The 21609-nt window shown below is 44.7% G+C and carries 19 protein-coding genes; 15 read left to right on the forward strand and 4 right to left on the reverse strand.

Features of this window, described 5'->3' with window-relative positions; translation table 11 throughout:
• The first annotated feature begins 144 nt into the window (after positions 1-144).
• The 7 genes from WR49_RS08950 to WR49_RS08980 all read left to right on the forward strand — a co-directional run bounded on the left by WR49_RS08950 (position 145) and on the right by WR49_RS08980 (position 7179).
• Positions 145-669 (forward strand): lipocalin family protein, encoded by a 525-nt coding sequence (locus WR49_RS08950; protein ID WP_046223773.1) that lies wholly within the window; start codon positions 145-147, stop codon positions 667-669.
• A gap of 743 nt (positions 670-1412) precedes the next feature.
• Positions 1413-2309: a ubiquinol oxidase subunit II gene (gene cyoA, locus WR49_RS08955; protein WP_077680639.1), complete on the forward strand. Its 897-nt coding sequence runs from the start codon at positions 1413-1415 to the stop codon at positions 2307-2309.
• Between the two features lie 5 nt (positions 2310-2314).
• Positions 2315-4390, forward strand: coding sequence for a cytochrome o ubiquinol oxidase subunit I (gene cyoB, locus WR49_RS08960; protein ID WP_046223774.1), 2076 nt, complete (start codon positions 2315-2317; stop codon positions 4388-4390).
• Positions 4380-4997, forward strand: a complete 618-nt coding sequence (cyoC, locus tag WR49_RS08965; RefSeq protein ID WP_046223775.1) for a cytochrome o ubiquinol oxidase subunit III — start codon at positions 4380-4382, stop codon at positions 4995-4997. The genes cyoB and cyoC overlap by 11 nt, the downstream gene beginning before the upstream one ends.
• On the forward strand, positions 4997-5308 hold the full coding sequence (cyoD, locus tag WR49_RS08970; protein WP_046223776.1) for a cytochrome o ubiquinol oxidase subunit IV: 312 nt from the start codon (positions 4997-4999) through the stop codon (positions 5306-5308). Before cyoC ends, cyoD begins: the two co-directional genes overlap by 1 nt.
• Positions 5309-5316: 8 nt before the next feature.
• Positions 5317-6186: a heme o synthase gene (gene cyoE, locus WR49_RS08975; RefSeq protein WP_046223777.1), complete on the forward strand. Its 870-nt coding sequence runs from the start codon at positions 5317-5319 to the stop codon at positions 6184-6186.
• 126 nt (positions 6187-6312) lie between these two features.
• On the forward strand, positions 6313-7179 hold the full coding sequence (locus WR49_RS08980) for a DMT family transporter (RefSeq protein ID WP_046223778.1): 867 nt from the start codon (positions 6313-6315) through the stop codon (positions 7177-7179).
• A gap of 81 nt (positions 7180-7260) precedes the next feature.
• On the opposite strand, the gene WR49_RS08985 is transcribed toward WR49_RS08980, so the two are convergent.
• A complete protein-coding gene (locus WR49_RS08985; protein WP_017057008.1) occupies positions 7261-7755 on the reverse strand; it encodes a peptidylprolyl isomerase in 495 nt (164 codons plus the stop codon).
• Between the two features lie 255 nt (positions 7756-8010).
• On the opposite strand from WR49_RS08985, the gene WR49_RS08990 reads away from it, so the two are divergent.
• Entirely contained in the window at positions 8011-8967 is a 957-nt protein-coding gene (locus tag WR49_RS08990) for a glycosyl transferase family protein (RefSeq protein WP_046223779.1), read from the forward strand.
• Positions 8968-9088: 121 nt separating this feature from the next.
• On the opposite strand, the gene WR49_RS08995 is transcribed toward WR49_RS08990, so the two are convergent.
• Complete coding sequence (locus tag WR49_RS08995; RefSeq protein WP_046223780.1) at positions 9089-9385, reverse strand: hypothetical protein; 297 nt, start codon at positions 9383-9385, stop codon at positions 9089-9091.
• Between the two features lie 417 nt (positions 9386-9802).
• On the opposite strand from WR49_RS08995, the gene WR49_RS09000 reads away from it, so the two are divergent.
• From WR49_RS09000 to udp, 4 genes are all read left to right on the forward strand, one after another.
• Positions 9803-10219 (forward strand): CBS domain-containing protein, encoded by a 417-nt coding sequence (locus tag WR49_RS09000; protein WP_017057011.1) that lies wholly within the window; start codon positions 9803-9805, stop codon positions 10217-10219.
• A gap of 144 nt (positions 10220-10363) precedes the next feature.
• Positions 10364-11824 carry an MATE family efflux transporter gene (locus WR49_RS09005; protein WP_046223781.1) on the forward strand — a complete coding sequence of 487 codons (1461 nt, stop codon included), beginning with the start codon at positions 10364-10366 and terminating at the stop codon, positions 11822-11824.
• A gap of 154 nt (positions 11825-11978) precedes the next feature.
• Positions 11979-14330, forward strand: a complete 2352-nt coding sequence (locus tag WR49_RS09010) for a zinc/cadmium/mercury/lead-transporting ATPase (protein ID WP_046223782.1) — start codon at positions 11979-11981, stop codon at positions 14328-14330.
• Between the two features lie 300 nt (positions 14331-14630).
• A complete protein-coding gene (gene udp, locus WR49_RS09015) occupies positions 14631-15389 on the forward strand; it encodes a uridine phosphorylase (protein ID WP_017057015.1) in 759 nt (252 codons plus the stop codon).
• Between the two features lie 192 nt (positions 15390-15581).
• Here udp and WR49_RS09020 read toward each other — a convergent pair whose 3' ends face one another.
• Together WR49_RS09020 and WR49_RS09025 are read right to left on the reverse strand one after the other, a co-directional pair.
• Positions 15582-16748: a DUF1887 family protein gene (locus WR49_RS09020; protein WP_046223783.1), complete on the reverse strand. Its 1167-nt coding sequence runs from the start codon at positions 16746-16748 to the stop codon at positions 15582-15584.
• Between the two features lie 198 nt (positions 16749-16946).
• On the reverse strand, positions 16947-18938 hold the full coding sequence (locus WR49_RS09025; RefSeq protein ID WP_046223784.1) for a methyl-accepting chemotaxis protein: 1992 nt from the start codon (positions 18936-18938) through the stop codon (positions 16947-16949).
• A gap of 277 nt (positions 18939-19215) precedes the next feature.
• Here WR49_RS09025 and hinT point away from each other — a divergent pair, with 277 nt between their 5' ends.
• From hinT to WR49_RS09040, 3 genes are all read left to right on the forward strand, one after another.
• Positions 19216-19566 (forward strand): purine nucleoside phosphoramidase, encoded by a 351-nt coding sequence (hinT, locus tag WR49_RS09030; protein ID WP_017065295.1) that lies wholly within the window; start codon positions 19216-19218, stop codon positions 19564-19566.
• A 262-nt stretch (positions 19567-19828) separates the two neighbouring features.
• Positions 19829-21220, forward strand: coding sequence for a COG3014 family protein (locus WR49_RS09035; RefSeq protein ID WP_046223785.1), 1392 nt, complete (start codon positions 19829-19831; stop codon positions 21218-21220).
• Positions 21220-21603, forward strand: a complete 384-nt coding sequence (locus WR49_RS09040) for a YcfL family protein (protein WP_017057019.1) — start codon at positions 21220-21222, stop codon at positions 21601-21603. The genes WR49_RS09035 and WR49_RS09040 overlap by 1 nt, the downstream gene beginning before the upstream one ends.
• Positions 21604-21609: the final 6 nt, after the last annotated feature.

Genomic DNA, 21609 nt, shown 5'->3' on the forward strand with positions numbered 1-21609 from the left:
TCGCAGACTAAACGATTCACATAAGATTTGAATAAATTACAGTTAAGTGAACTATAAAAATGGATTTAACGTATTACCAAGGATGTAAGTTTATGTTTTCACGAGACTTACTCGCATTACTAATAAAAACAAGTCGAGGTTAGGATGAAAAAAATATTATTGCTGCTTAGCGTGATCTTATTGGGTGGTTGTGTGGGCATGCCCGAAACGGTAAAGCCTGTTCAACAGTTTGAGTTGGATAGATACTTGGGTAAATGGTACGAAGTGGCTCGTTTAGACCATTCGTTTGAGCGTGGCTTAGACAACATCAGTGCCGAATACAGCCTACGTGATGATGGTGGCGTGAAGGTAATTAACCGCGGCTATTCAGATGAAGATGGCGAGTGGAACGAGGCGGAAGGCAAAGCGTATTTTGTCGAGGGCAGCGATCAGGGTTATCTGAAGGTGTCGTTCTTCGGACCATTTTACGGCGCTTATGTGGTGTTTGAATTGGACCAAGAGAATTACCAATACGCGTTTGTTTCAGGACCAAATACCGATTACTTGTGGCTGCTTTCTAGAACCCCAGAAGTCTCGTCTGAGGTCATGGAGAGGTTCAAAGCGATGTCTAAAGAGCGTGGCTTTAACACTGACAAGCTGATTTTCGTGGAGCATAACAAGAGCCAGTAGATACGCCCATATATGATTGAGCAACGGCACCGATTATGACTTCGCATTTTGTCTCGGTTATGGTGTTGTTTCTCTGTCAAACTCTTCTCTATCCCGCCATTTTGTGTTGCTTTCACGTTTACAGCAACATTGGCTTTCCACAATTTTGTATTACTGAATATTCTAATATCTAACTGATGAATAGGTAGGGTGAATAAACAGCTCTGTTTATGAATACCTTGTAAATGGTATGTGATTTCAGAAATGTGATCTTAGTCATGTTTTCATTGATTCGCACTTTCTAATATGCCTCGATCTTACCTTGTGCTTTGGTGGGAGCTACTTGTTCATACATCTCTCTTTAAGCCCTTACCAGCATTGGCCTAATTCATGTGGCACGCAATTGTCGCGCGTCAGAATTGCGTTCTCTTTCTTATATTCTGCCGTCATTAATGAAAGGTTAGTTTCCAAGTTTGTTTGGTGAGCTTTCCATTTCAACTCTTCATAATGCGCCAAATGTAACAATACATTTCAAAGTGTAACAATTAAGTCATGTTTTTTGTGTGGTTTTAACCGTGCGGCAATGTTTCGGCTGCGCAGCACCGTCGTTTTAATTTGGCAGTTTAACTATTCAAAAACACGGCTACTTCAGTTCCGCATTTGAGATGCGTCGTTTCACATGCTCAACACATAAATATTCTAATGACCATGACAACCAGTACTCGGGCGTTCGTTCTGAGGCTGGATAACCATCGAGAAAGTTAATGGAAGCTTCAAGATATAAACGCATTTTATCGAGAGCAAATCTGTCGAGGATTGGTTTGGTGGGAACCGTCCTGATGCTCGAAGGATGTAACTCCGCATTGCTCGACCCAAAAGGTAGCGTTGGCGTTCAGGAAAAGGAGCTGATTATTACGGCTCTGTTGCTGATGCTGATTGTCGTCATCCCCGTGATCCTGATGACCATCTACTTTGCTTATAGATACCGTGAAAGCAACACCACAGAAGAGTATGCACCTGACTGGGCGCACTCAACCAAGATTGAAATAGTGGTATGGACGATTCCAATCATCATTATTGCGATTCTGGCCACCATCACTTGGCGAACAACACACGAACTAGAGCCTTCCAAGCCTCTGGAGAGTGACGTTAAGCCTATGGTGATCGAAGTGGTCTCTCTGGACTGGAAATGGCTGTTCATCTATCCGGAGCAAAACATTGCGACGGTTAACTATGTTGCGTTCCCGAAAGATGTACCGGTGACGTTTAAGCTAACTTCAGACAACATCATGAACGCGTTCTTTATCCCGCGTCTTGGTTCGCAGATTTACGCGATGCCGGGAATGGTGACCAAGCTGAACTTGATTGCTAACCATGAAGGTGACTTCAAAGGTTTTGCATCGAACTACAGTGGTAAAGGGTTCTCTCAAATGAAATTCACCGCATCAGCCATGCCTGATCAAGTGGCGTTTCTAAACTGGGTGGAAAAAGTAAAAGCTAGCCCAGACCGTATTGAAGATTGGGAGCAGTTCCGTTCATTGGCAGCGCCAAGTGTGGCTGAACCCGTGACTCTGTTCTCCAGTATCCCACCATTTTTATTCACCGATGTCGTGACCCAGCACCCTGGTTCAATGAACTGTTTGCCGGAAACCCAAGGATAATCGTCATGTTTGGAAGATTAACTCTAGACTCAATTCCCTACCACGAACCCATTATTTTGTTCACGTTAACCATGATCGCTTTAGTGGGTGGTTTAGTGGTGTATGCGGTAACCAAAGCCGGTAAGTGGCAATACCTTTGGAATGAATGGTTTACTTCTGTAGACCACAAAAAATTGGGCTTCATGTACATTGCTGTGGCAATGGTAATGTTAGTTCGTGGCTTTGCTGATGCGGTCATGATGCGTAGTCAGCAATTGCTTTCTGCGGCCGGCGAGACGGGCTATTTACCTCCGCATCACTACGACCAGATCTTCACGGCTCACGGTGTGATCATGATTTTCTTCGTAGCGATGCCTTTGGTTATCGGTTTGATGAACATCATCGTGCCGCTGCAAATCGGTGCTCGTGATGTTGCATTCCCTTATCTGAATAACCTGAGTTTCTGGCTGTTTGTGGTGGGTATCATCCTAACCAACATGTCACTGGGCTTGGGTGAATTTGGCCGTACGGGGTGGTTGGCATATCCGCCGTTGTCTGGCATTGAGGCAAGTCCGGGAGTCGGGGTCGATTATTGGATATGGGCACTGCAAATATCCGGTGTGGGTACCACGTTAACGGGTGTGAACTTCTTTGCGACTATTTTGCGCATGCGTACTCCGTCTATGCCAATGATGAAGATGCCTGTATTCACGTGGGCATCTCTGTGTGCCAACATCCTTATCATCATCTCTTTCCCAATCCTAACGGTCACCATCGCGTTACTGACGTTGGATAGATACATCGGCACGCATTTTTTCACCAACGACCTTGGTGGCAACGTGATGATGTATGTGAACCTGATTTGGGCATGGGGACACCCTGAGGTGTACATCCTAATCTTGCCTATCTTCGGTGTGTTCTCTGAAGTGACTGCAACCTTCTCTCGCAAAAAATTGTTTGGTTATACCTCACTGGTATGGGCAACGGTGGCTATCACTATTTTAGCGTTTGTGGTTTGGCTGCATCACTTCTTCACCATGGGGTCTGGCGCCAATGTGAATGCCTTCTTCGGCATCGCGACCATGATTATCTCTATCCCGACTGGGGTTAAGATCTTCAACTGGCTATTCACCATGTACAAAGGTCGTATCCGCTTCACCACGCCAATGATGTGGACAGTGGGCTTCCTAATCACCTTTACCGTGGGTGGTATGACGGGCGTATTGATGGCGGTTCCGGGTGCGGATTTCATTCTGCATAACTCGGTATTCCTGATTGCGCACTTCCATAATGTAATCATCGGTGGTGTTGTCTTCGGCTGTTTTGCTGCGATTGGCTACTGGTTCCCGAAAGCGACCGGTTTCACTCTGAACGAGCTTTGGGGCAAACGCGCATTCTACTGCTGGATCATCGGTTTCTTAATGGCGTTCTTGCCGCTTTACGCACTCGGCTTTATGGGCATGACGCGTCGTTTGAGCCAAGACATCAACCCTGAGTTCTTACCACTACTGGCGGTTGCGGCTGCAGGTACGGGCGTGATTGCGATAGGTGTGGTGTGTCAGTTTGTTCAGATTTACGTGAGTGTTCGTGACCGCGACCAAAACCGAGATCTAACCGGTGACCCGTGGGGCGGACGTACCTTCGAATGGGCAACATCGTCACCACCACCGTTCTACAACTTTGCAAAACTGCCTAAGGGCGATGAGATCGATTCGTTCTGGTATCAAAAGCAAAGTGGCGAGTTTGACCCAACTCAGGAAGAAGAATACGAACGTATTCACATGCCGAAGAACACACCGACAGGCATTTATGTGTCTGCATGGGCGTTGGCATTTGGCTTCGCAATGATTTGGTACATCTGGTGGCTAGCGGCTGCAAGCTTAGTGGGCATCGTGGTGACGTGTATTCAACACAGCTACAACGACGATGTGGACTACTACGTGGAAGTTGAAGAGATCAAAGCGATTGAAGCGGCTCGACGTGCACAGCTTGAAGAAGCAAAGAAACAGTCAGTGAAAGGCGACCATTCTGGTCGTGGTAACAGCGCTGATAGTGGTAATAACGACAATAAAGATGATTTGGAGACGACGTATGCAAGCTAATACTCCGTCACACACTTATGATCTTGCACACTCGCATGATCATCACCACGAAGCTGCGGGCAATAAGTTGTTTGGCTTCTGGGTTTACTTGATGAGTGACTGTGTCCTGTTTGCCACGCTTTTCGCGACTTATGCCGTGCTTGAGAGTGGATCTATCGCAGGTCCGACAGGCAAAGACATCTTTGAACTGCCGTTCGTGTTTGTCGAAACCATGATGCTGCTGTTCAGTAGTATTACATTCGGTTTTGGCATGATTGCAATGAAGCGCAAAGACGTGACCGGACTGAAGCGCTGGATCAAAGTGACTTTCGTATTGGGTTTCGCCTTCATCTGTATGGAAGTGTATGAGTTCCATCACTTGATTGCAGAAGGCTATGGCCCTCAAGAGAGTGCGTTCCTTTCAGCATTCTTTACCTTGGTAGGCACACACGGTTTGCATGTAACGTTTGGTCTGATCTGGATGGCGGTGGCGTATCACCAACTTTCAACCAAAGGCTTGAACGACAACATGTCGATGCGTTTCCAGTGCTTAAGCTTGTTTTGGCACTTCCTTGATATCGTTTGGATTTGTGTATTTACCATCGTGTACTTAATGGGGGTGATGTAATGGAACAGCATCTAGACAGCGGTGCAACGGATTATGTGAAAGGCTTTATTGCGTCACTAGTTCTCACCATGATTCCGTTCTACATTGTGTGGTCGCATGCGCTTCCAAGCACGGAAACTTACGTGATCTTGTTCGGTTGTGCGCTGGTACAAATCTTTGTGCACTTTAAGTACTTCTTGCACATGGAAGCGAAATCTTCCGATGGACGTTGGAACTTGGTGTCACTGATGTTTACCGCCATTGTTGTATTGATTCTTATCGCTGGCTCGGTATGGATTATCTACAACATGAACGTCAACATGAAGTTGTAGGCTAGGGCATGCTGAAAAGATATCTGTCTATCACCAAACCGGGCATCATTTTCGGCAACCTGATTTCTGTTGCGGCGGGTTTCTTCCTCGCCGCAAAAACAGAACCCGCCAGTGCGATGTTGTTACTAACAACATTAGCGGGCGTGGGACTGGTGATTGCATCAGGTTGTGTTGTGAACAACATCTTTGACCGAGATATCGACCAGAAGATGAAGCGCACACAAAATCGAGAATTGGTTCAGGGCAACATCAATACAGACGTAGCGTTCGTCTATGCCTTGGTTTTATTGCTAGCCGGCACAGCGCTGCTGTTTCAGTTCGCTAACCCGATCTCTGCGGTCATGGTGCTGCTTGGCTATGTGTTTTACGTCTTTTTCTACACCATGTGGTACAAGCGTACATCGGTTTACGGCACTTTAGTGGGTAGTATTTCGGGAGCAGTGCCGCCATTGGTGGGCTATTTGGCGGTGACTAATTACATCAGCCTTGAAGCGGTGTTGTTGTTCGTGATGTTCTGCTTATGGCAAATGCCACACTCGTATGCGATTGCGATGTTCCGCCTTCAAGATTACCGAGATGCAGGTATTCCTGTGTTACCGGTGAAAGAGGGCGTCGACAAAGCACATCAGCACATGAAAGCGTATGTGGTTGCTTTTGGTGCGGTTGCACTGGCGTTGTTCTTACTCGGAGAAACGGGTTACGAATACCTAGCGGTGTCGGCAGCGGTTTGCTTTATGTGGACTAAAGTGACATTCCGAAAAGTCGATTGCCTAAACTACATTCAGTGGTCAAAGACTGTTTTCAAGGTCTCTCTGCTAGTTGTGATGAGCATCAGTGGCGTACTCGGGATAGAATTGATTCCGTTGCCTTTTTTGTAACTTCAATAGAGATATAGCCCAAAGGACTTGGTATATTGAGTAATGGATAGTATCTTGATCCTGTTGAATTTTTATAAAAGCAACCTTGCAGAGTAAGGTTGCTTTTTTGTTATCGGACGATTGAAAATGATGAACGTGAAATCGATGCGTGGAGAACTTTACCTCCTATTTGCCACCCTGCTAGCTGGGGTAGGGTGGATCGCATCTAAGTTGGTGGTATTGGAAATGCCGGGGCCAGTGTTCATCGGTGTGCGATTTTTTGTTGCAAGCCTTATTTTATTGCCATTCTGTATTCATCATATTCGCAAGCTCTCGCTTAAGCAGATCTTGTCCCTTTGTGGGGTGGGGTTGTTGCTGTCGGCCTCATTGCAAGTCTGGGTATTTGCGGTTTCGGTAACCGAAAGCTTGTCTGAAGGGGCCTTTATCATGAGCTTAGCCATGATCATTGCGCCGTTTGTTTCTTGGATTCTGTTTCGAGTTAAGCCTAATCGTGCGTTTTGGATGTCTTTCCCAATTGCGATCATCGGTATGTTATTACTGACCTTAGGCAATGGCTGGAATGTTGAACAGAGTCAGATCTATTTCTTATTGGCGTCGATGCTGCTCTCTGTGCATTTCGTAATGAACAAGCGTGTGATTACTAATATCAAACCTATCGCTTCAATATGCGTGCAGCTGTTTGTTGTGGGTGTTAGTGGCTTGGCATTTTCGGCAATGACGACTCAACCTGATTTTGAAATAACTCGTTCGTTGATCTTCTGGTTCATTGTGTCTGCGGTGGTCGCAACCTCCATTCGCTATTTGTTGCAAACCGTCGGTCAACACTCCGTGAATATGGAAGTGGCTGCATTAATTATGATTCTAGAGCCTGTATGGACACTATTACTGAGTGTTGGCGTGCTAGGAGAAAGTGTTGAAACGCAGAAGCTGCTTGGTGGTACGGTGATTATTGCTTCACTGTTTTGTTATATCAAATGGTCGAGACGAAAATAAAAGCCTGCGCGAATTAGGGCTGTGACAGGCTCAGTTCTATATTAGTGTTGGTCTCGCTTCGTCTTTATGTTTCCTTGACAACTATTCGTTGATGCTGACTTTAGTGATCACGATATCTTCGCAAGGCACATCTTCATGTCCCCAACGCATGGTCGTTGGGGCGGCAGCGATTTTGCTGACTACATCCATGCCCGCAGATACTTTACCAAACACAGCATAGCCCCAGCCTGCATTTGTGGTAGAGGTGTGGTCTAAAAAGTCATTGTTATCAAGGTTGATAAAGAATTGTGCTGTCGCAGAATGTGGTGCGTCTGTGCGAGCCATCGCCACAGAGCCAATGACATTCTTCAAGCCACGGTTTGCTTCGTTTACGATGGGTGCGCGAGTTGGTTTTTCTGTCATGTCGATAGTGTGTCCACCTCCTTGAATCATGAAACCTTCAATAACACGGTGAAATGTGGTGCCTTCGTAGAAACCATCTTGGCAGTATTTAAGGAAGTTTTTAGAGCTGACAGGTGCTTTCTCAAGGTTGAGTTCAATTTCGATATCGCCAAAGTTGGTGCTCAGAATGATCATAAAAGTGCCCAATATTTGTGTCTTACAGAGTAGTGAATGTTTCAATAGGGTGCAGTATATGAAAAATCACGGCAGATGCCAGTGGTGGATTCCACGCTAGGTTTATATTTCTTTAGGCCGCTTACTTATCGATCATTAATAAACTCACTGCAGTTATTACTATACGCTCGAATCGCTTTGCAATGCGCTATGAGTGACATAGAATCGAAAACGTAGTAAATTTTATTGATATCTACGGAAGAGAATTAACAGTCAATGAGTAGTATTTTAGAGTGTATTCGTACTGTTGGACGAGGGGAAAGGGGGCGTAAGCCTTTATCGTTCGAACAAGCCTATCGCATCATGGATGAGTATTTAAGCGGAAAGGTCGGTGATGACCAAATGGCTATGCTATTGATGTTAATTCGTGTACAAAATGAAACCAACGAAGAGATAGCTGGCTTTGTAAAAGCATTCCAATCACGTGTGCCTGACTTGGGCGCTGATATTGATTGGCCTTGCTACGCCGGTAAGCGGAACGATACGGCGAGTGGTAAACCGTGGAACTTACTTGCTGCGAAGATATTGGCAGATAATGGCTACAAAGTCTTGATGCATGGTTATATGGATAAGCCAAGCGGTCGCACACACGTTGAGACTTATTTAGATCTCGTTGGTGTTCGTAGAGCGGCCGATCCACAAGACGCGAAACAGATCCTAGAAGTTGATGGCATTGCATATCTACCTCTAGTGAATTTTGCTCCAGAAGCTCAAACTATGATTGGTTGGAAGCACCGTTATGGATTGAGGACGCCAATCAACACTGTAGTTAGAGCATTAAACCCAGGTGGTGGCCGTTTAGGGTTACGTGGCAGTTTCCACCCTGGCTTTCCTCAGTTGCACGCTGAAGTTGAGCATGTCATTGGCAATAAATCCCACTCGGTAATTTCATTTAAAGGCATGAATGGCGAGTCGGAATATAATCCTAAGGTTAGCCAAACGGTTTGGATGAGCTCACCTGAAAAGGTGGAGTCTTTCTATTGGGAAGGAACCATGAACGCAGAACTGCCTCTGCCTTCCGAATGTGTCTTGGGTACTCCGGAAGATGAGATAGAGCTAATGGCGAATAGTGTGGTTGACAGTATGACGGCTATTTTATTTGCAGAAACACATGACAAAGCTGAAGCCTATGCAAAAGCATTGCATCTTTGGGAAGCTTATTGTGAAAGTTAGCGGCAAACTAACGACATAAAATGAGAGAAGGTCAGCCGTCGTTGCTGGCCTTTTTTGTGCTTGTTTTTTTGTGACTCATTTTTTAGCACAGGTATTTCGGTAAATGATTAAGTTACAAAGGTTATTTAACTCGCATCAGTCGATGCATCTTGTCTTCAAACTTAATCTCAATCACTTGCGAGACTTTCATCTTATCTACACGATCAAGCATTTTTCCTTGATAGTCACGCTTTTTCATCCACTCTAATGGTTCTTTAAAGCCATCTTCGTTAATCACAAACGATTGGTCGGTAATGGAGCCTTCAAAGATATGCACAACCCAAATACGCGATTGGAAGTCTAATAATTCATTGAAGTAGGCTTTTAGCCTTGATAAATACTTAGATAGAGGAGTCTGAGAAGAGGTTGATAAAGGCATAGTAGACCGTATTTGAGAAATGAAAGTAGTAAGAGCAAAGTTCACACAACCAGCGCTCCAGTGAACGAAGTGTATCGATTTAAGCCTCCACCATTGTCAAATAGTTACCCGCTTAAAAACTCGCTACAAAATACGATATCGATACATTAATAACAATGCTGGTTAGCTTTGTTCGAGACAATATGTGTATGAATCCGCTATTTAATGAACAGACTGAGGGTGATTTCTTGTGCTCTAATGTTTCTTTTTTGTGATGTTAAAACACGCTCAAGCCTTTTGCGACCTCGCATTTTTGTCTTAGTAGGTTTTACCTATCAATAAAATTGTTGAAATCCATTTAGTAAAATCAAGATTTTAGACAACAATTAACTTAACAAGACGGAAAAGACATGAAGAAAAGTATTTAGGGAGAACATAATGCATTCAATAAAAGTGAAAGATTACATGACGAAGCAGGTTGTGACATTCACTCCTGATATGCCTTTAAGTCTAGCGTTAGATAAAGTGATGCGAAGTCCTCATATGGGCGGACCTGTAATTGACGATAACGAGCAAGTTATCGGTTTCCTCTCGGAACAAGATTTATTAGATAAACTGGTCAAGGTTAGCTACTTCTGCCAAGACACACACATCGTGCGCGATTGCATGTACCAAGAGGTGTTATCGGTATCGCCTGAATTGTCCATTATTGAATTGGCAGACATGATGCAGGTTGGCAAGCCTAAAGCTTACCCAGTGATTGATAATAAAAAACTGGTGGGCATGATAACAAGATCGGATGTTTTAAAAGCAATAGGCAAGAATTTAAATGAATGCTTCAAACATCAGGTGTAGTCGTGTAATACGAACGATTATATTTTCCAATATTCTAGGTTAAAAAAAAGGCGCTTTGGCGCCTTTTTTATTGGTAAAGCTGTTCTTTTTAGAGCTTTTCTTTGTCGATCGTTAGCTTGTAGTATTTCAGCTTTTGGAGGTTTCATGTCAAATCAAACGGCAAAGTTTGTGGAAGGTTCAACGATGCGCCATATATTGATGATGTCGGGAGCCGGCTCTGTTGGTTTGATGGCGTTATTTGTTGTCGATTTACTCGATATGTTGTTCATCAGTATGTTAGGACAGGTTGAATTGGCTGCGGCAGTTGGCTTTGCAGGGACACTCACTTTTTTCGCCACTTCAGTTTCGATTGGTACTTCAATTGCCATGGGTGCCCTGGTATCAAAAGCGATAGGCTCCAAAGGCAGAGACCAAGCTCGAAACCTTAGTGCTAGTATTATGTTGACTGCGTTTGTCATTAGTTCGACGGTGGCTACGGTTATGTTCGTTTATATCCCAGAGTTGCTGACTGCCATTGGCGCCAAAGGCGTTGCGGCAGAACGGGCTCAAGCTTACCTACAGATTTTATTGCCAAGTGGGCCATTTCTAGCACTGGCGATGGCGGCAGGTGCTGGTTTAAGAGCGGCAGGTGATGCAAAGCGTTCGATGTGGGCGACTTTGTCAGGCGGGATCGTGAACGCGATCTTAGACCCTCTATTTATCTTTGGTTTTGGCTGGAACATAGAAGGGGCAGCAATTGCTTCTGTCATTGCACGTTTTTCGGTTCTTTTCTTTTCGCTTTATCCTCTTATTCGTAGTCATCAGTTGGTTGCTCTACCTTCTTTAGGGCAGTGGCGTATTAATATTCGCCCTATTTTGACAATCGTAATTCCAGCCATTATTGCTAATACAGCAACGCCGATCGGTAATGCGATCGTGACAACTGGTATCGCACAATATGGTGAGGATTTCGTTGCTGGTTTTGCGGTCATTGGTCGTTTAACGCCTGTTTGTTTTGCCGCTATTTTTGCATTATCCGGTGCCGTGGGACCAATCATTGGCCAGAACTTCGGGGCTGAAAGAATGGACCGAGTTAAAGAAACATTGAATAACTCTTTGTTAGTGGCAACGATTTACACCATTGCTGTTTGTATTGTGTTGTATTTAGCTCAGGGCTACGTGATTCAAGGCTTTTGCCTTCAGGGAGACGCGGCCATTATTGTTGCTGCTTTCTGTACTTATGTTGCCTTTACTTTTACCTTTAATGGCGCGTTATTTGTAGCGAATACTTCTTTTAATAACCTAGGTAAGCCACTTTACTCAACGGCGCTTAACTTAGGTAAAGCGACATTAGGTACTCTGCCATTCGTGTACTTGGGTTCACAATGGTATGGCGCGTTAGGCGTGTTGTATGGACAGGCATTAGGTAATATTTTGTTTGGATTGTTGGGGATATTGGTTCTTCGTCATCATATTGCTGAGCTTATGCAAGGACCTGAAGTGGATCATGGTGAAGAGGATGTATCGATAGTCAGTTTGAATACCCCGCCATTTTGTTCGCACGATGCTGTTCTGATCGATGATGTGTCGGCGAATCGGGAAGAATGTAAAAAATTCAAATCATGATAACACCGACGTTCTAATATAAGGTTCATCGGTTTGTAAATTTCTTCTTGACCTTGGAGCTACCTCTAAGGTTTATACTTTTGGTGAACTTAGGGTTCAGTTGTTATCAGTCAGCAACTGCCTCAAGGCTTTTTGAGTATTAAGGAGATACAATATGTGCGCAAAACATGCAGTGTGCCGCTCAACAAAAGTGGACGTTCAACCTCAAGCGGCAGGAGCAAGTTGCTCTAGCCCTAAAATTTCAAGCATTACCGTAGCAGGTACTTCATCTGTATGTTGTAGTTCTGATGCTGCGTCTTCGTCGTCTGGAGATGATTGTTGCGGATCGGATAGTGGAGAAGAAGACAGTCACTCCTCAACCTTATCTCTTGATGCCAAATTCTCCAAAAGTTGGCTGGTGGCCGGAATGGACTGTCCAGCTTGTGCAAGAAAAATAGAGAACGCGATCAGTAACATTGACGGTGTGATTCAAGCGAAGGTTCTTTTTGCTACCGAAAAGTTGGTTGTGAAATTCGAAAAAGAAAGTCTCGTCGACACCATTGAACAAGTCTCTATCAAAACTGGCTTCCCACTAACCGAAGTGGGGGCGAAGAGAGAAAAACAACAACCAGAGACGTTTTGGCAAGCTCATATCCAACCTAATTTACAAATCATAGCGATTGCAGCCTCAATGCTGATCGCTGCTCTTCTGAGAAACTCGTTCCCTCAATTCAGCGAAGGCTTATTTATCGCAACCTGTTTACTTGGCTTATATCCAGTAGCGAAAAAGGCGGTTCAATTAGCGCGATCTGGGACACCTTTCGCGATAGAAACTTTAATGAGTGTAGCTGCTCTTGGTGCTCTATATCTTGGTGAAACCATTGAAGCAGCCATGGTATTACTGTTGTTCTTGATTGGTGAGCGTTTGGAGGCTTTTGCTTCATCAAGAGCAAGAAGTGGTGTGCAAGCCCTAATGGCACTGGTGCCAGAGAATGCGACTAAAATTATCAACGGCGAACGGACTGAAGTTGCAGTTAGTGAGCTGGTACCTGGTGATGTTATCGAAGTTTCTGCAGGATCTCGTTTACCCTCTGATGGTCAACTGATTACATATTCCGCGAGTTTTGATGAAAGTGCATTGACTGGCGAATCTGTCCCTGTTGAACATATCGAAGGCAGCAGCATCATGGCTGGCGCTGTTGTTGTGGATAAAGTCGTTCTTATCACTATCACATCAAAGCAGGGTGAGAATGCGATCGACCGTATTCTTCATTTGATTGAAGAGGCGGAATCTCGTAAAGCACCACTGGAACGCTTCCTTGATAAGTTCAGCCGTTGGTACACGCCATTAATGATGTTGGTTGCCTTGTTGGTGATCATCACGCCTCCACTGTTGTTCGCTCAACCTTGGGAAACCTGGGTGTATCGTGGCTTAGCCTTGTTGTTGATTGCTTGCCCTTGTGCCCTGGTTATCTCAACGCCGGCTGCCATTACTTCTGGTTTGGCTGCTGCGGCAAAACGTGGTGCGCTAATTAAAGGCGGCGCGGCACTAGAACAACTTGGCAAAATTCAAACGATTGCCTTCGATAAGACGGGTACATTGACGGAGGGGAAACCTCAGGTTACCGATATTCAGCCTCTATCGGGTTGGCAGCAAGACGTAATGTTACGCGTAGTGGGTGCTATTGAAGTCGGTTCTACTCATCCATTGGCGCAGTCGCTGGTGGCGAAAGTAAAAGAGCTGAAGATAGACATCCCAGAATCACACAATAAGAAGGCGCTGATTGGTAGTGGTGTTGAAGGTGATGTCGATGGCATTAAATACCAAGTGTTGGCTCCTTCTAAAGTCAGTTTCGATCTTGATACTGATGTTGTGTCTCAGGTAGAAGCTCTAGAAGGCGAGGGTAAGACGGTTGTTATTGCTCTAGAGCTTAAGCATCAAGAAGAATCAACAGATCAAGTGACACCTATTGGATTGATTGCGTGGCAAGATACGTTACGCAGTGACGCTAAGGTTGCGATTGAACGACTTAACGACTTGGGTATTCAATCTATCATGCTGACGGGTGACAACCCACGCAGTGCGGCTGCTATAAGTAGCAAGATTGGTATGCAATACAAGGCGAGCTTACTTCCAAGTGACAAGGTGTCTTATGTTGAAGAGCTTTCTCAACAATCGCATGTTGCGATGGTCGGGGATGGTATTAATGATGCGCCAGCGATGAAAACCGCTAATGTGGGTATCGCGATGGGCGGGGGGACTGATGTGGCCTTGGAAACGGCGGATTCAGCACTGACTCATAACCGCTTAACGGAACTGCCGGCGATGATTGAGCTATCGCAAGCAACCATGAACAATATTCGTCAAAACGTAGCACTCGCGCTTGGCTTAAAAGCCGTATTCTTGGTGACCAGTTTGCTTGGGATTACTGGTTTATGGGTTGCGGTGTTGGCTGATACTGGCGCGACCGCTCTAGTTACACTGAATGCTCTACGTCTACTTCGATTTAAATCTAAAGCGGATTAAGTTCGGATCGCTTATATAGAACATTCTTAATCTGAGAAGCGTCTTTAGCGATAGTACGTTATTCGCGATAATGCGTTAAAGGCGCTCTTGTCTCATTAATATGCAACAAAGACTTATGTATTGCTTGCTTTTTGTGATGCAAATCGGTTTTTCGTGAAACATTGAACTTTGTTGCGATCATTGATGTGATGGGGGTCACTTCATTTTGTAGTAAGCTTGGTTAGAGTGTGTGCGTACCCCACGAATTTACTATGAGCTTAAATAAGGGTAAAAAGCCCAATAAGCCAAAAGGAGCGAATTATGTCTCAAGCTGTTTTCCACTTAGGTGTTACTGAAGCAGATCTTAACGGTGCTACTCTTGCGATCATCCCTGGTGATCCTGCTCGTGTTCAAAAAATTGCAGAAGAGATGGAAAATCCAGTCTTTCTTGCTAGCCACCGTGAATACACACTTTATCGTGCAGAGCTAGACGGCAAGTCAGTTGTGGTGTGCTCAACAGGTATTGGTGGCCCATCTACTTCTATCGCCGTTGAAGAGCTTGCTCAACTTGGTGTTCGCACCTTCCTACGTGTTGGTACTACGGGTGCTATCCAACCACACGTAAAAGTGGGAGATATGATTGTTTCAACTGGTTCTGTTCGTCTAGACGGTGCTAGCTTGCACTTTGCACCGATGGAGTTCCCAGCGGTTGCTGACTTTGACGTTGCAACGGCGATGAAAGCGGCAGTTGAAGAATCAGGTGCAGACGTTCACATGGGCGTAACCGCTTCAAGTGATACTTTCTACCCAGGTCAAGAGCGTTACGATACATTCTCTGGTCGCGTTGTTAAGCGTTTCCAAGGTTCTATGCAAGAATGGCAAGACATGGGTGTTCTAAACTTTGAAATGGAATCAGCCACACTACTAACAATGTGTGCAAGTTCTGGTTTGAAGGCGGGTTGTGTTGCTGGTGTCATCATCAACCGTACTCAAAAAGAAACGCCTGATCACGACACTCTAAAAGTGACTGAAGCACGCTCAATCAAAGTCGTCGTAGAAGCTGCCCGTAAAATGCTTTAAGCGTTACTTTATGCTTTAGTTTTAGATGAGCTAAAGCATCAGAAAGATTTTGAAAATGGCCGAATCGGAAGATGCGGCCATTTTTTATTAAGATAAATAAAAGTAAACGAGCACAAAAAAGGCGAATGACTAATTAAGCCGTTCGCCTTTTTCTTTACTTATTAATGAACGAGTTGCTCAGTTTTCTTGGGATTAGCACTCTAAATCTTCGTTACCACCAGCCGCTGTAAACCATGCTTTTAGGTGTGTTTTGAGATCTTTCAATTCTTCAGGGCCAATCAATGCTAATCCAAGGTCTTCAGCACGAGTGATATCATTATGACGGAGAGGACGGAAGCTCACCAACATTGCACGTGCTTGCAGGCCACCCAATAAATCTCTTAGCGATTCCAGTTTATATAAGGTGTCATCACCATCATCGCGCATGCCTTTGGTCTTACATTCGATTATGTGCAGTTTATTGTTCACCACTGACGCAACATCAAGCTCGTTTCGAACCTCACGTTCACCGAGTTGACGGTATACTTGAACATTCAACGAACGGTCTTGTATTGTCGGCATGTCATCTTGGATTTGTTTCACGGTACTGTGAACCAGAGTTTCCAACCATTCACCGTTTGAGAAGCGACGCGCATCTTCATTGGCAAAGGTCAAAATACCATTATCGTAAGTCGCAATCTTAGCTTCAACCAGATCGTTCAACAGCATGTTCAGTTCACGGTAGCCTTGTTGTTTCTCAGACAGTCCAACATCAAGCTTCTGTTCTTTACGGCAGGTCGTTGCTAGATAGTTTAATGTCGCAAGGCCAGGGCCTAATTCTAGTGCATTGCTTGCCCAGCGCTCACCCAGTTCATAAAGTTTTTGATCAAGCTGAGGAGACAGTTTTACGTCGCTGAATTCACCACGAGCACCAAATACCGTCAGGTAGTCATCGATAGTAATACGGTCTTGGACTTGTGTATCTTCTTTGCCGTTTGGGTAGAGCCAGCACAGTTTGTCGCTGTTTGGTTCAACTACAAAAATGGGCCAGTGGTAAGTACGGAATACTTCGTACACAGAAAGTAGGCGGTGACGAAGGCCACAACTTGCGTTGAGCTTCACTTCTTGGCCGCGTGCTTTGAGATCTTTAGCAAGGGTCTGGATAGATTCTTTAATGACGGATGTATTTACGATGGTTGGAATTTCGAAAAACTCGCTCGTAATGTCGCGCTTATGCAAAACGCTGTCTAAACGTTTGTACATACTGACTTGATTCTTGTCGCCGATAAACACGATGTGAGTGCTGACCGTTCGGTTATCAAGTAATGGGGTGAGCAAGCGAATGGGGTCTTGATCGATAATGCCAACATGAACAGCCATATAAATTCCTTAATAGCGGCTCGCTCATAAAGGTGAAAGAAAAAAACGGGAAGCAGCAAGCCTTAATAATCATATAATGACAAAGCTCATAAAAAACAAGGGCAACCCTTGATAAAAGTTGCCCTAGCTCAATTAGTTACCACTATTGGGTAAGAAGTCTCAACAACCTCACTAAATATCTATCGATTCTTCATTTATCTATAGTTTGAATTGATGTACTAAATCACCTTGCTGATTCGCCAGAATTGTTAGGTTTTGGCTTGCTTCTGCAATTGAAGACATCGCTTGGTAACTCTTATCTGCGATGTGGTTGATGTCTTCGATGTTGCGTGCAATATCACTAGAAGTTTTACTCTGCTCAGCGGCTGCTTGAGAGATGTGTGTGCTCATATGGCTGATTTCCATTATTAATGCTTGAATCTCTTCCATCGCACTATTGGCACTTGAAGCTTGTTCAACCGACATGTCCATATCATTCATGCAGCTTTCAATTACGTTGCTAGCCGCTTTCGAACTTGATTGCAGGTTACTGATCATGGTTTCAATTTCAGACGTTGATTGCGTGGTCTTTTGCGCTAGCACTCGTACTTCATCGGCAACGACTGCAAAACCGCGACCTTGTTCACCAGCACGCGCTGCTTCGATTGCCGCATTAAGTGCAAGTAGGTTGGTCTGTTCAGCAATACCACGAATAACGTCAAGGATTGAACCAATCTGACTACTCATCTGTTGTAGCTCGCCCACAGCACCCACAGACTCAGTAAGGCGAACCTCAAGCTGATTAATGGTGCTGATGTTGGTGTTCATGATCTGACGACCAGATTCAGAAGCTGATTCTACTTGTTGAACCATGGCGAGTGAGCTTTGCGCGCTGTTCGCCACTTCTTGTACAGAATGAGACATCTCGGTCATTGCGATCGCAACGGCCGCGGTTTGCTCACGTTGGCTGTTCAATTGAGCCTGTGTTTCTGTAGAGGTTTTTTGGTTAACGCTTGCTGTCTTGGTTAGGTCATCTGAAGCGTCATTCAGCTTCACAAGGATGTTGTGCAGGTTGTCCGCCAAGGTATTGATGTGACGGCTCACGCGGCTGAATTCGTTGTCGTAGCGAATATCGATACGCTGAGTCATATCGCCTTCAGTTAGGCCTTCTAATGTCCCTAGAATACGAGTTAGTGGCTCTCTTACACTGTGTGCAATGTGGTAACCGATAGCAGCAGCGAATACCGTTACAACAATACCAATTGCAATCGCGTTAAATAGGCCTTTGTCGTAGATGCTGCTTGCGTCGGCCAATGAAGCGTTAAGTTGCTCTTCTGCAGTTACGTTGAATGAATCTAATACCGCCATCGCTTGGTCTACTTCAACCGCTAGGTTTGCGATGTTGACGTACAGTGCTTGTTTCGCTTGTAGATAGTTGTTGTGTTTGTCTAACACGCCGCCTTTTTGGCCGACGTCCTTAGTGAATTTCTGAACCGATTCATCGAAGACATTTTTAAGCGCAGGCAGTTGTGTCGCCAAACCACGGTATGCGTAGTTTAGGTGCGTCACTGCTTTCTTGTTTTGGTTAACGGCTTTCTGTACGAAGGCAACATCAGAGCTTGCTAGTGCATCTGAAGTGATTACCTCTGCGTCTTGCAGTTTGATGAAGTAGCTCTTTGCCATCACTTTTACAGAGATACTTTTTTGGTCAGCAACGTACTCTTTCATGCCAACCGTTAATTCTGAATGCAGGCGTTGGAAGTCACGAGAGGCTTTTTGTACTTGTTCTTGTGCTTCAAACATCGCGACGTAGTTGTTCATCGCTTCGTCAGCTTCGGCGAAGTAGCGTTCTTCCATTGATCTTAATTGCGCGATACGTTCAACAAGTGAAGCATTGTTTTGGCTCGCCGCTTCTAAACTACCGAGAACTTCTGAAAACGAGTTTTGTGATGCAGCAAATTCTGTACGCATTGCAGACATGCGTTCAGCGTTTTGTGTGGTTAAGAAATCTTTGAATGACTTATCAGCAGAAAGCAATTGAACACTCGTTTGATTTGAAAGCGCGACAAGTGGTAATGAGGTTTCTGAGACACTCTCAAAATTGCTGTGTATCTGATTCATGCTGTTCATCATGATGGTTATCGTGACTGCGAACATGATGATGATCAGTGCGAAACCAGCGTACATACGCTTGATCACAGATCCCTTCATGGCTTTCTCCCTAAATAAAAATGCAGACCTAATGTCAGGTCAAAGTAAAACTAACAAAATTATCAGCATTCTATTGAGCTCGGCTTACGCATTTTATGACGCACACGTCAAAAATAGCGCTCAGTTATAACCAACATGCCATTCTTGAGAGCTAAGGCTCGTTTTCTTTGATTTGAACGGTGTTTTTTATTATGCTTTAAAGCAGGTTTATTGTGGTTTGATGCGGCATAGCGCATACTCAAAGCATTAAAAAATAAATGTTTTATCGGAGAGAAACATGGCTGAAGAAACCATTTTTACTAAGATCATCAACAAAGAAATCCCAGCAGATCTACTATACCAAGACGATTTAGTAACCGCATTTCGCGATATTAACCCTCGTGCGCCAAGCCATATCCTAATTATCCCAAACAAGCTGATTCCGACAACCAACGATGTTGAAGTCGAAGATGAAGCGATGATGGGGCGCATGTTTACTGTTGCTCGCAAGTTAGCAAAAGAAGAAGGCATCGCAGAAGATGGCTATCGTCTTATCGTGAACTGTAACTCTCACGGTGGCCAAGAGGTTTATCATATTCACATGCACTTGGTTGGTGGCCGTCCGCTTGGTCCGTTGCTTATGAGCTAACCAAAACAAGTTGATGAGTTGGTTAAAAAGCTAATGAGCTAACGAAAACTCGCCAATTAGTTGATTCACATAAACAGCTAGTTGGAAAATTTGTAGTTTGTATGCCAACTTTAAGTTCTATCTGTTGTCTGAATGTCGGCATCGCCTAGGCAGAGGCTATATCAGTAGGGTTTCAACTGGCTTGAGATCCTTTTTACAACACGTTTCGTTTTGATAATGAGACAACTAAAGTTGGCATTTGAAACATGCACGGAGACGATAAGTGAAGCAACAGTTTAGATTCGCTTCCATTGCCCTGTTATCGGCGTTGACCGCGGGATGTGCAAGTATGTCTGCAGGCAGCCTGTTCAGTCATTACAGCGCACAAAACAAAGCTATCTATCAAGCGGTGAAGTCTGGAGATTATTCAGAGGCTCAGCAAGATCTACCAGATTACGCGGCAGGCGACATCCTTGATAACTTTGAAAGAGGCAGAATTAATCTGCTGGATCAAAAATACCCTGAGAGTAAGGCTTCGTTTGAAGTGGCTGATCAGGCGGTGACTGAGCAGCAACGCAAAGCCGTGATCTCAATCTCAGACAGTGCAACCAGTGTGGGTGCGTTGGCTGTGAATGACAATATTACCGAGTATGTTCCAGCTGATTATGAGTTGGGCTTTCTTCATCTGTACCTCGGTTTAAATTACCTCAAGAAAAACGATTTAGAAGGTGCGGTGATCGAAATGCGTCGCGCCAACCAAGTTCAAGAACAAGCGAAGAAGCAACGCGAGGCTGAGTTAGAAAAAGCAGCCAGCGATGCGAAGAAGCAAGGCTTGTCTGCCAATGTGGGTAGCATACTTGCCAATTACCCTGATGCGGGTAAGAAGCTGCAGTCAGTACAGAATGCGTATCTGATGTTCTTGTCTGGTCTGCTTTATGAAGCTTCAAATAATTTAAACAGCGCCTACGTTGACTATCGTCGTGCTTTGGCTGTGATGCCAGATAACCAAGAAATCATCGATAGAACCATGGCAACAGCCGCTCGTTTAGGGATGCGACAAGATTTAGCAACATTAGAAAAACGCTATAAGCAATCTTCTAAACTTAGTGCAGGTGAAGGGCGAGTGATTGTTCTTCAAGAGCAGAGCGCTGTGCAAGCTATGGACAGTTGGCGACTAGATTTACCTGTTTATGACAGTCGCGATCAGGGGGCAATATACTCTCTTGCGCTGCCATATTACCCAAGTCAAAACGTAGAGCGTTTTTCTGCCTTGCGAATCAACGGTCAGCCGTTACAAGAACACTTGATCACTGACGTAAACGCGATGGCGCAGAACGATTTATCGGAACGTATGACGAGCATTGTTATTCGCCAAGCGCTACGTGTCGTCGCGAAAGATCGCATTCGTAAAGAAGCAACCAAAGGCGATGATGTCGGTAATATTCTGTTCAACGTGTGGAACACACTGACAGAGCAACCAGACACTCGCAGTTGGCAATCGTTACCAGCTGAGATTAAGAGCAGCACGTTTGTAGCAAGTAGCGGTCAATATACGTTAGAAGCGGGCGTGAAAACGTATGACTTTGATATTCGAGAAGGGCAGACCACCGTGGTTTGGATTTCTCGACAAGGAAACAACGCAACAATGTGGCATAAACAGCTAGGGAGGCTGTAATGAAAAAGTGGTTAGTGAGCTTAGCAGCGGTTATAGCTCTAGCTGGTTGTGCTGATAATACAGCTGGCGTAAGGGTTGATAGCCTGACTCAGAACGTATTCTTTGGTGACAAGGTATTGGGCAGCCGTTTAATGGTTGAAGATATTCGCACCGACCAAATTGATGGTCATACACGAGGAATCGTTCGTTTAAACAGCAACTATAAAGGCGATCAACATATCCTCTATCGTTTCTATTGGTACGACGATGCAGGGCTTGAGGTCAACCTAAAACAAGGCCCTTGGAAGCAAGCGATTGTTCGTGGCTTTGAAAGTATTTCGTTGTCAGAAGTATCGGTAAACCCGAAGGCAACTCAGTTCCGAGTTCAGTTCCGAGAGCAGTAACTCATC

Origin of the sequence: Vibrio sp. ECSMB14106 (assembly GCF_000972265.1) — a bacterium.
GTDB classification, from domain to species: domain Bacteria; phylum Pseudomonadota; class Gammaproteobacteria; order Enterobacterales; family Vibrionaceae; genus Vibrio; species Vibrio kanaloae.

What these genes read in the sequence shown, in the direction of transcription:
- WR49_RS09010 (WP_046223782.1), top strand. Translation starts at nt 11,979, where the DNA reads ATGTGCGCAAAACATGCAGTGTGCCGCTCAACAAAAGTGGACGTTCAA.
- WR49_RS09020 (WP_046223783.1), bottom strand. Translation starts at nt 16,748, where the DNA reads ATGGCTGTTCATGTTGGCATTATCGATCAAGACCCCATTCGCTTGCTC.
- WR49_RS09025 (WP_046223784.1), bottom strand. Translation starts at nt 18,938, where the DNA reads ATGAAGGGATCTGTGATCAAGCGTATGTACGCTGGTTTCGCACTGATC.
- hinT (WP_017065295.1), top strand. Translation starts at nt 19,216, where the DNA reads ATGGCTGAAGAAACCATTTTTACTAAGATCATCAACAAAGAAATCCCA.
- WR49_RS09005 (WP_046223781.1), top strand. Translation starts at nt 10,364, where the DNA reads ATGTCAAATCAAACGGCAAAGTTTGTGGAAGGTTCAACGATGCGCCAT.
- WR49_RS08980 (WP_046223778.1), top strand. Translation starts at nt 6,313, where the DNA reads ATGATGAACGTGAAATCGATGCGTGGAGAACTTTACCTCCTATTTGCC.
- cyoE (WP_046223777.1), top strand. Translation starts at nt 5,317, where the DNA reads ATGCTGAAAAGATATCTGTCTATCACCAAACCGGGCATCATTTTCGGC.
- WR49_RS08950 (WP_046223773.1), top strand. Translation starts at nt 145, where the DNA reads ATGAAAAAAATATTATTGCTGCTTAGCGTGATCTTATTGGGTGGTTGT.
- cyoB (WP_046223774.1), top strand. Translation starts at nt 2,315, where the DNA reads ATGTTTGGAAGATTAACTCTAGACTCAATTCCCTACCACGAACCCATT.
- cyoD (WP_046223776.1), top strand. Translation starts at nt 4,997, where the DNA reads ATGGAACAGCATCTAGACAGCGGTGCAACGGATTATGTGAAAGGCTTT.
- WR49_RS08995 (WP_046223780.1), bottom strand. Translation starts at nt 9,385, where the DNA reads ATGCCTTTATCAACCTCTTCTCAGACTCCTCTATCTAAGTATTTATCA.
- cyoC (WP_046223775.1), top strand. Translation starts at nt 4,380, where the DNA reads ATGCAAGCTAATACTCCGTCACACACTTATGATCTTGCACACTCGCAT.
- WR49_RS08990 (WP_046223779.1), top strand. Translation starts at nt 8,011, where the DNA reads ATGAGTAGTATTTTAGAGTGTATTCGTACTGTTGGACGAGGGGAAAGG.
- udp (WP_017057015.1), top strand. Translation starts at nt 14,631, where the DNA reads ATGTCTCAAGCTGTTTTCCACTTAGGTGTTACTGAAGCAGATCTTAAC.
- WR49_RS09000 (WP_017057011.1), top strand. Translation starts at nt 9,803, where the DNA reads ATGCATTCAATAAAAGTGAAAGATTACATGACGAAGCAGGTTGTGACA.
- WR49_RS09040 (WP_017057019.1), top strand. Translation starts at nt 21,220, where the DNA reads ATGAAAAAGTGGTTAGTGAGCTTAGCAGCGGTTATAGCTCTAGCTGGT.
- cyoA (WP_077680639.1), top strand. Translation starts at nt 1,413, where the DNA reads ATGGAAGCTTCAAGATATAAACGCATTTTATCGAGAGCAAATCTGTCG.
- WR49_RS08985 (WP_017057008.1), bottom strand. Translation starts at nt 7,755, where the DNA reads ATGATCATTCTGAGCACCAACTTTGGCGATATCGAAATTGAACTCAAC.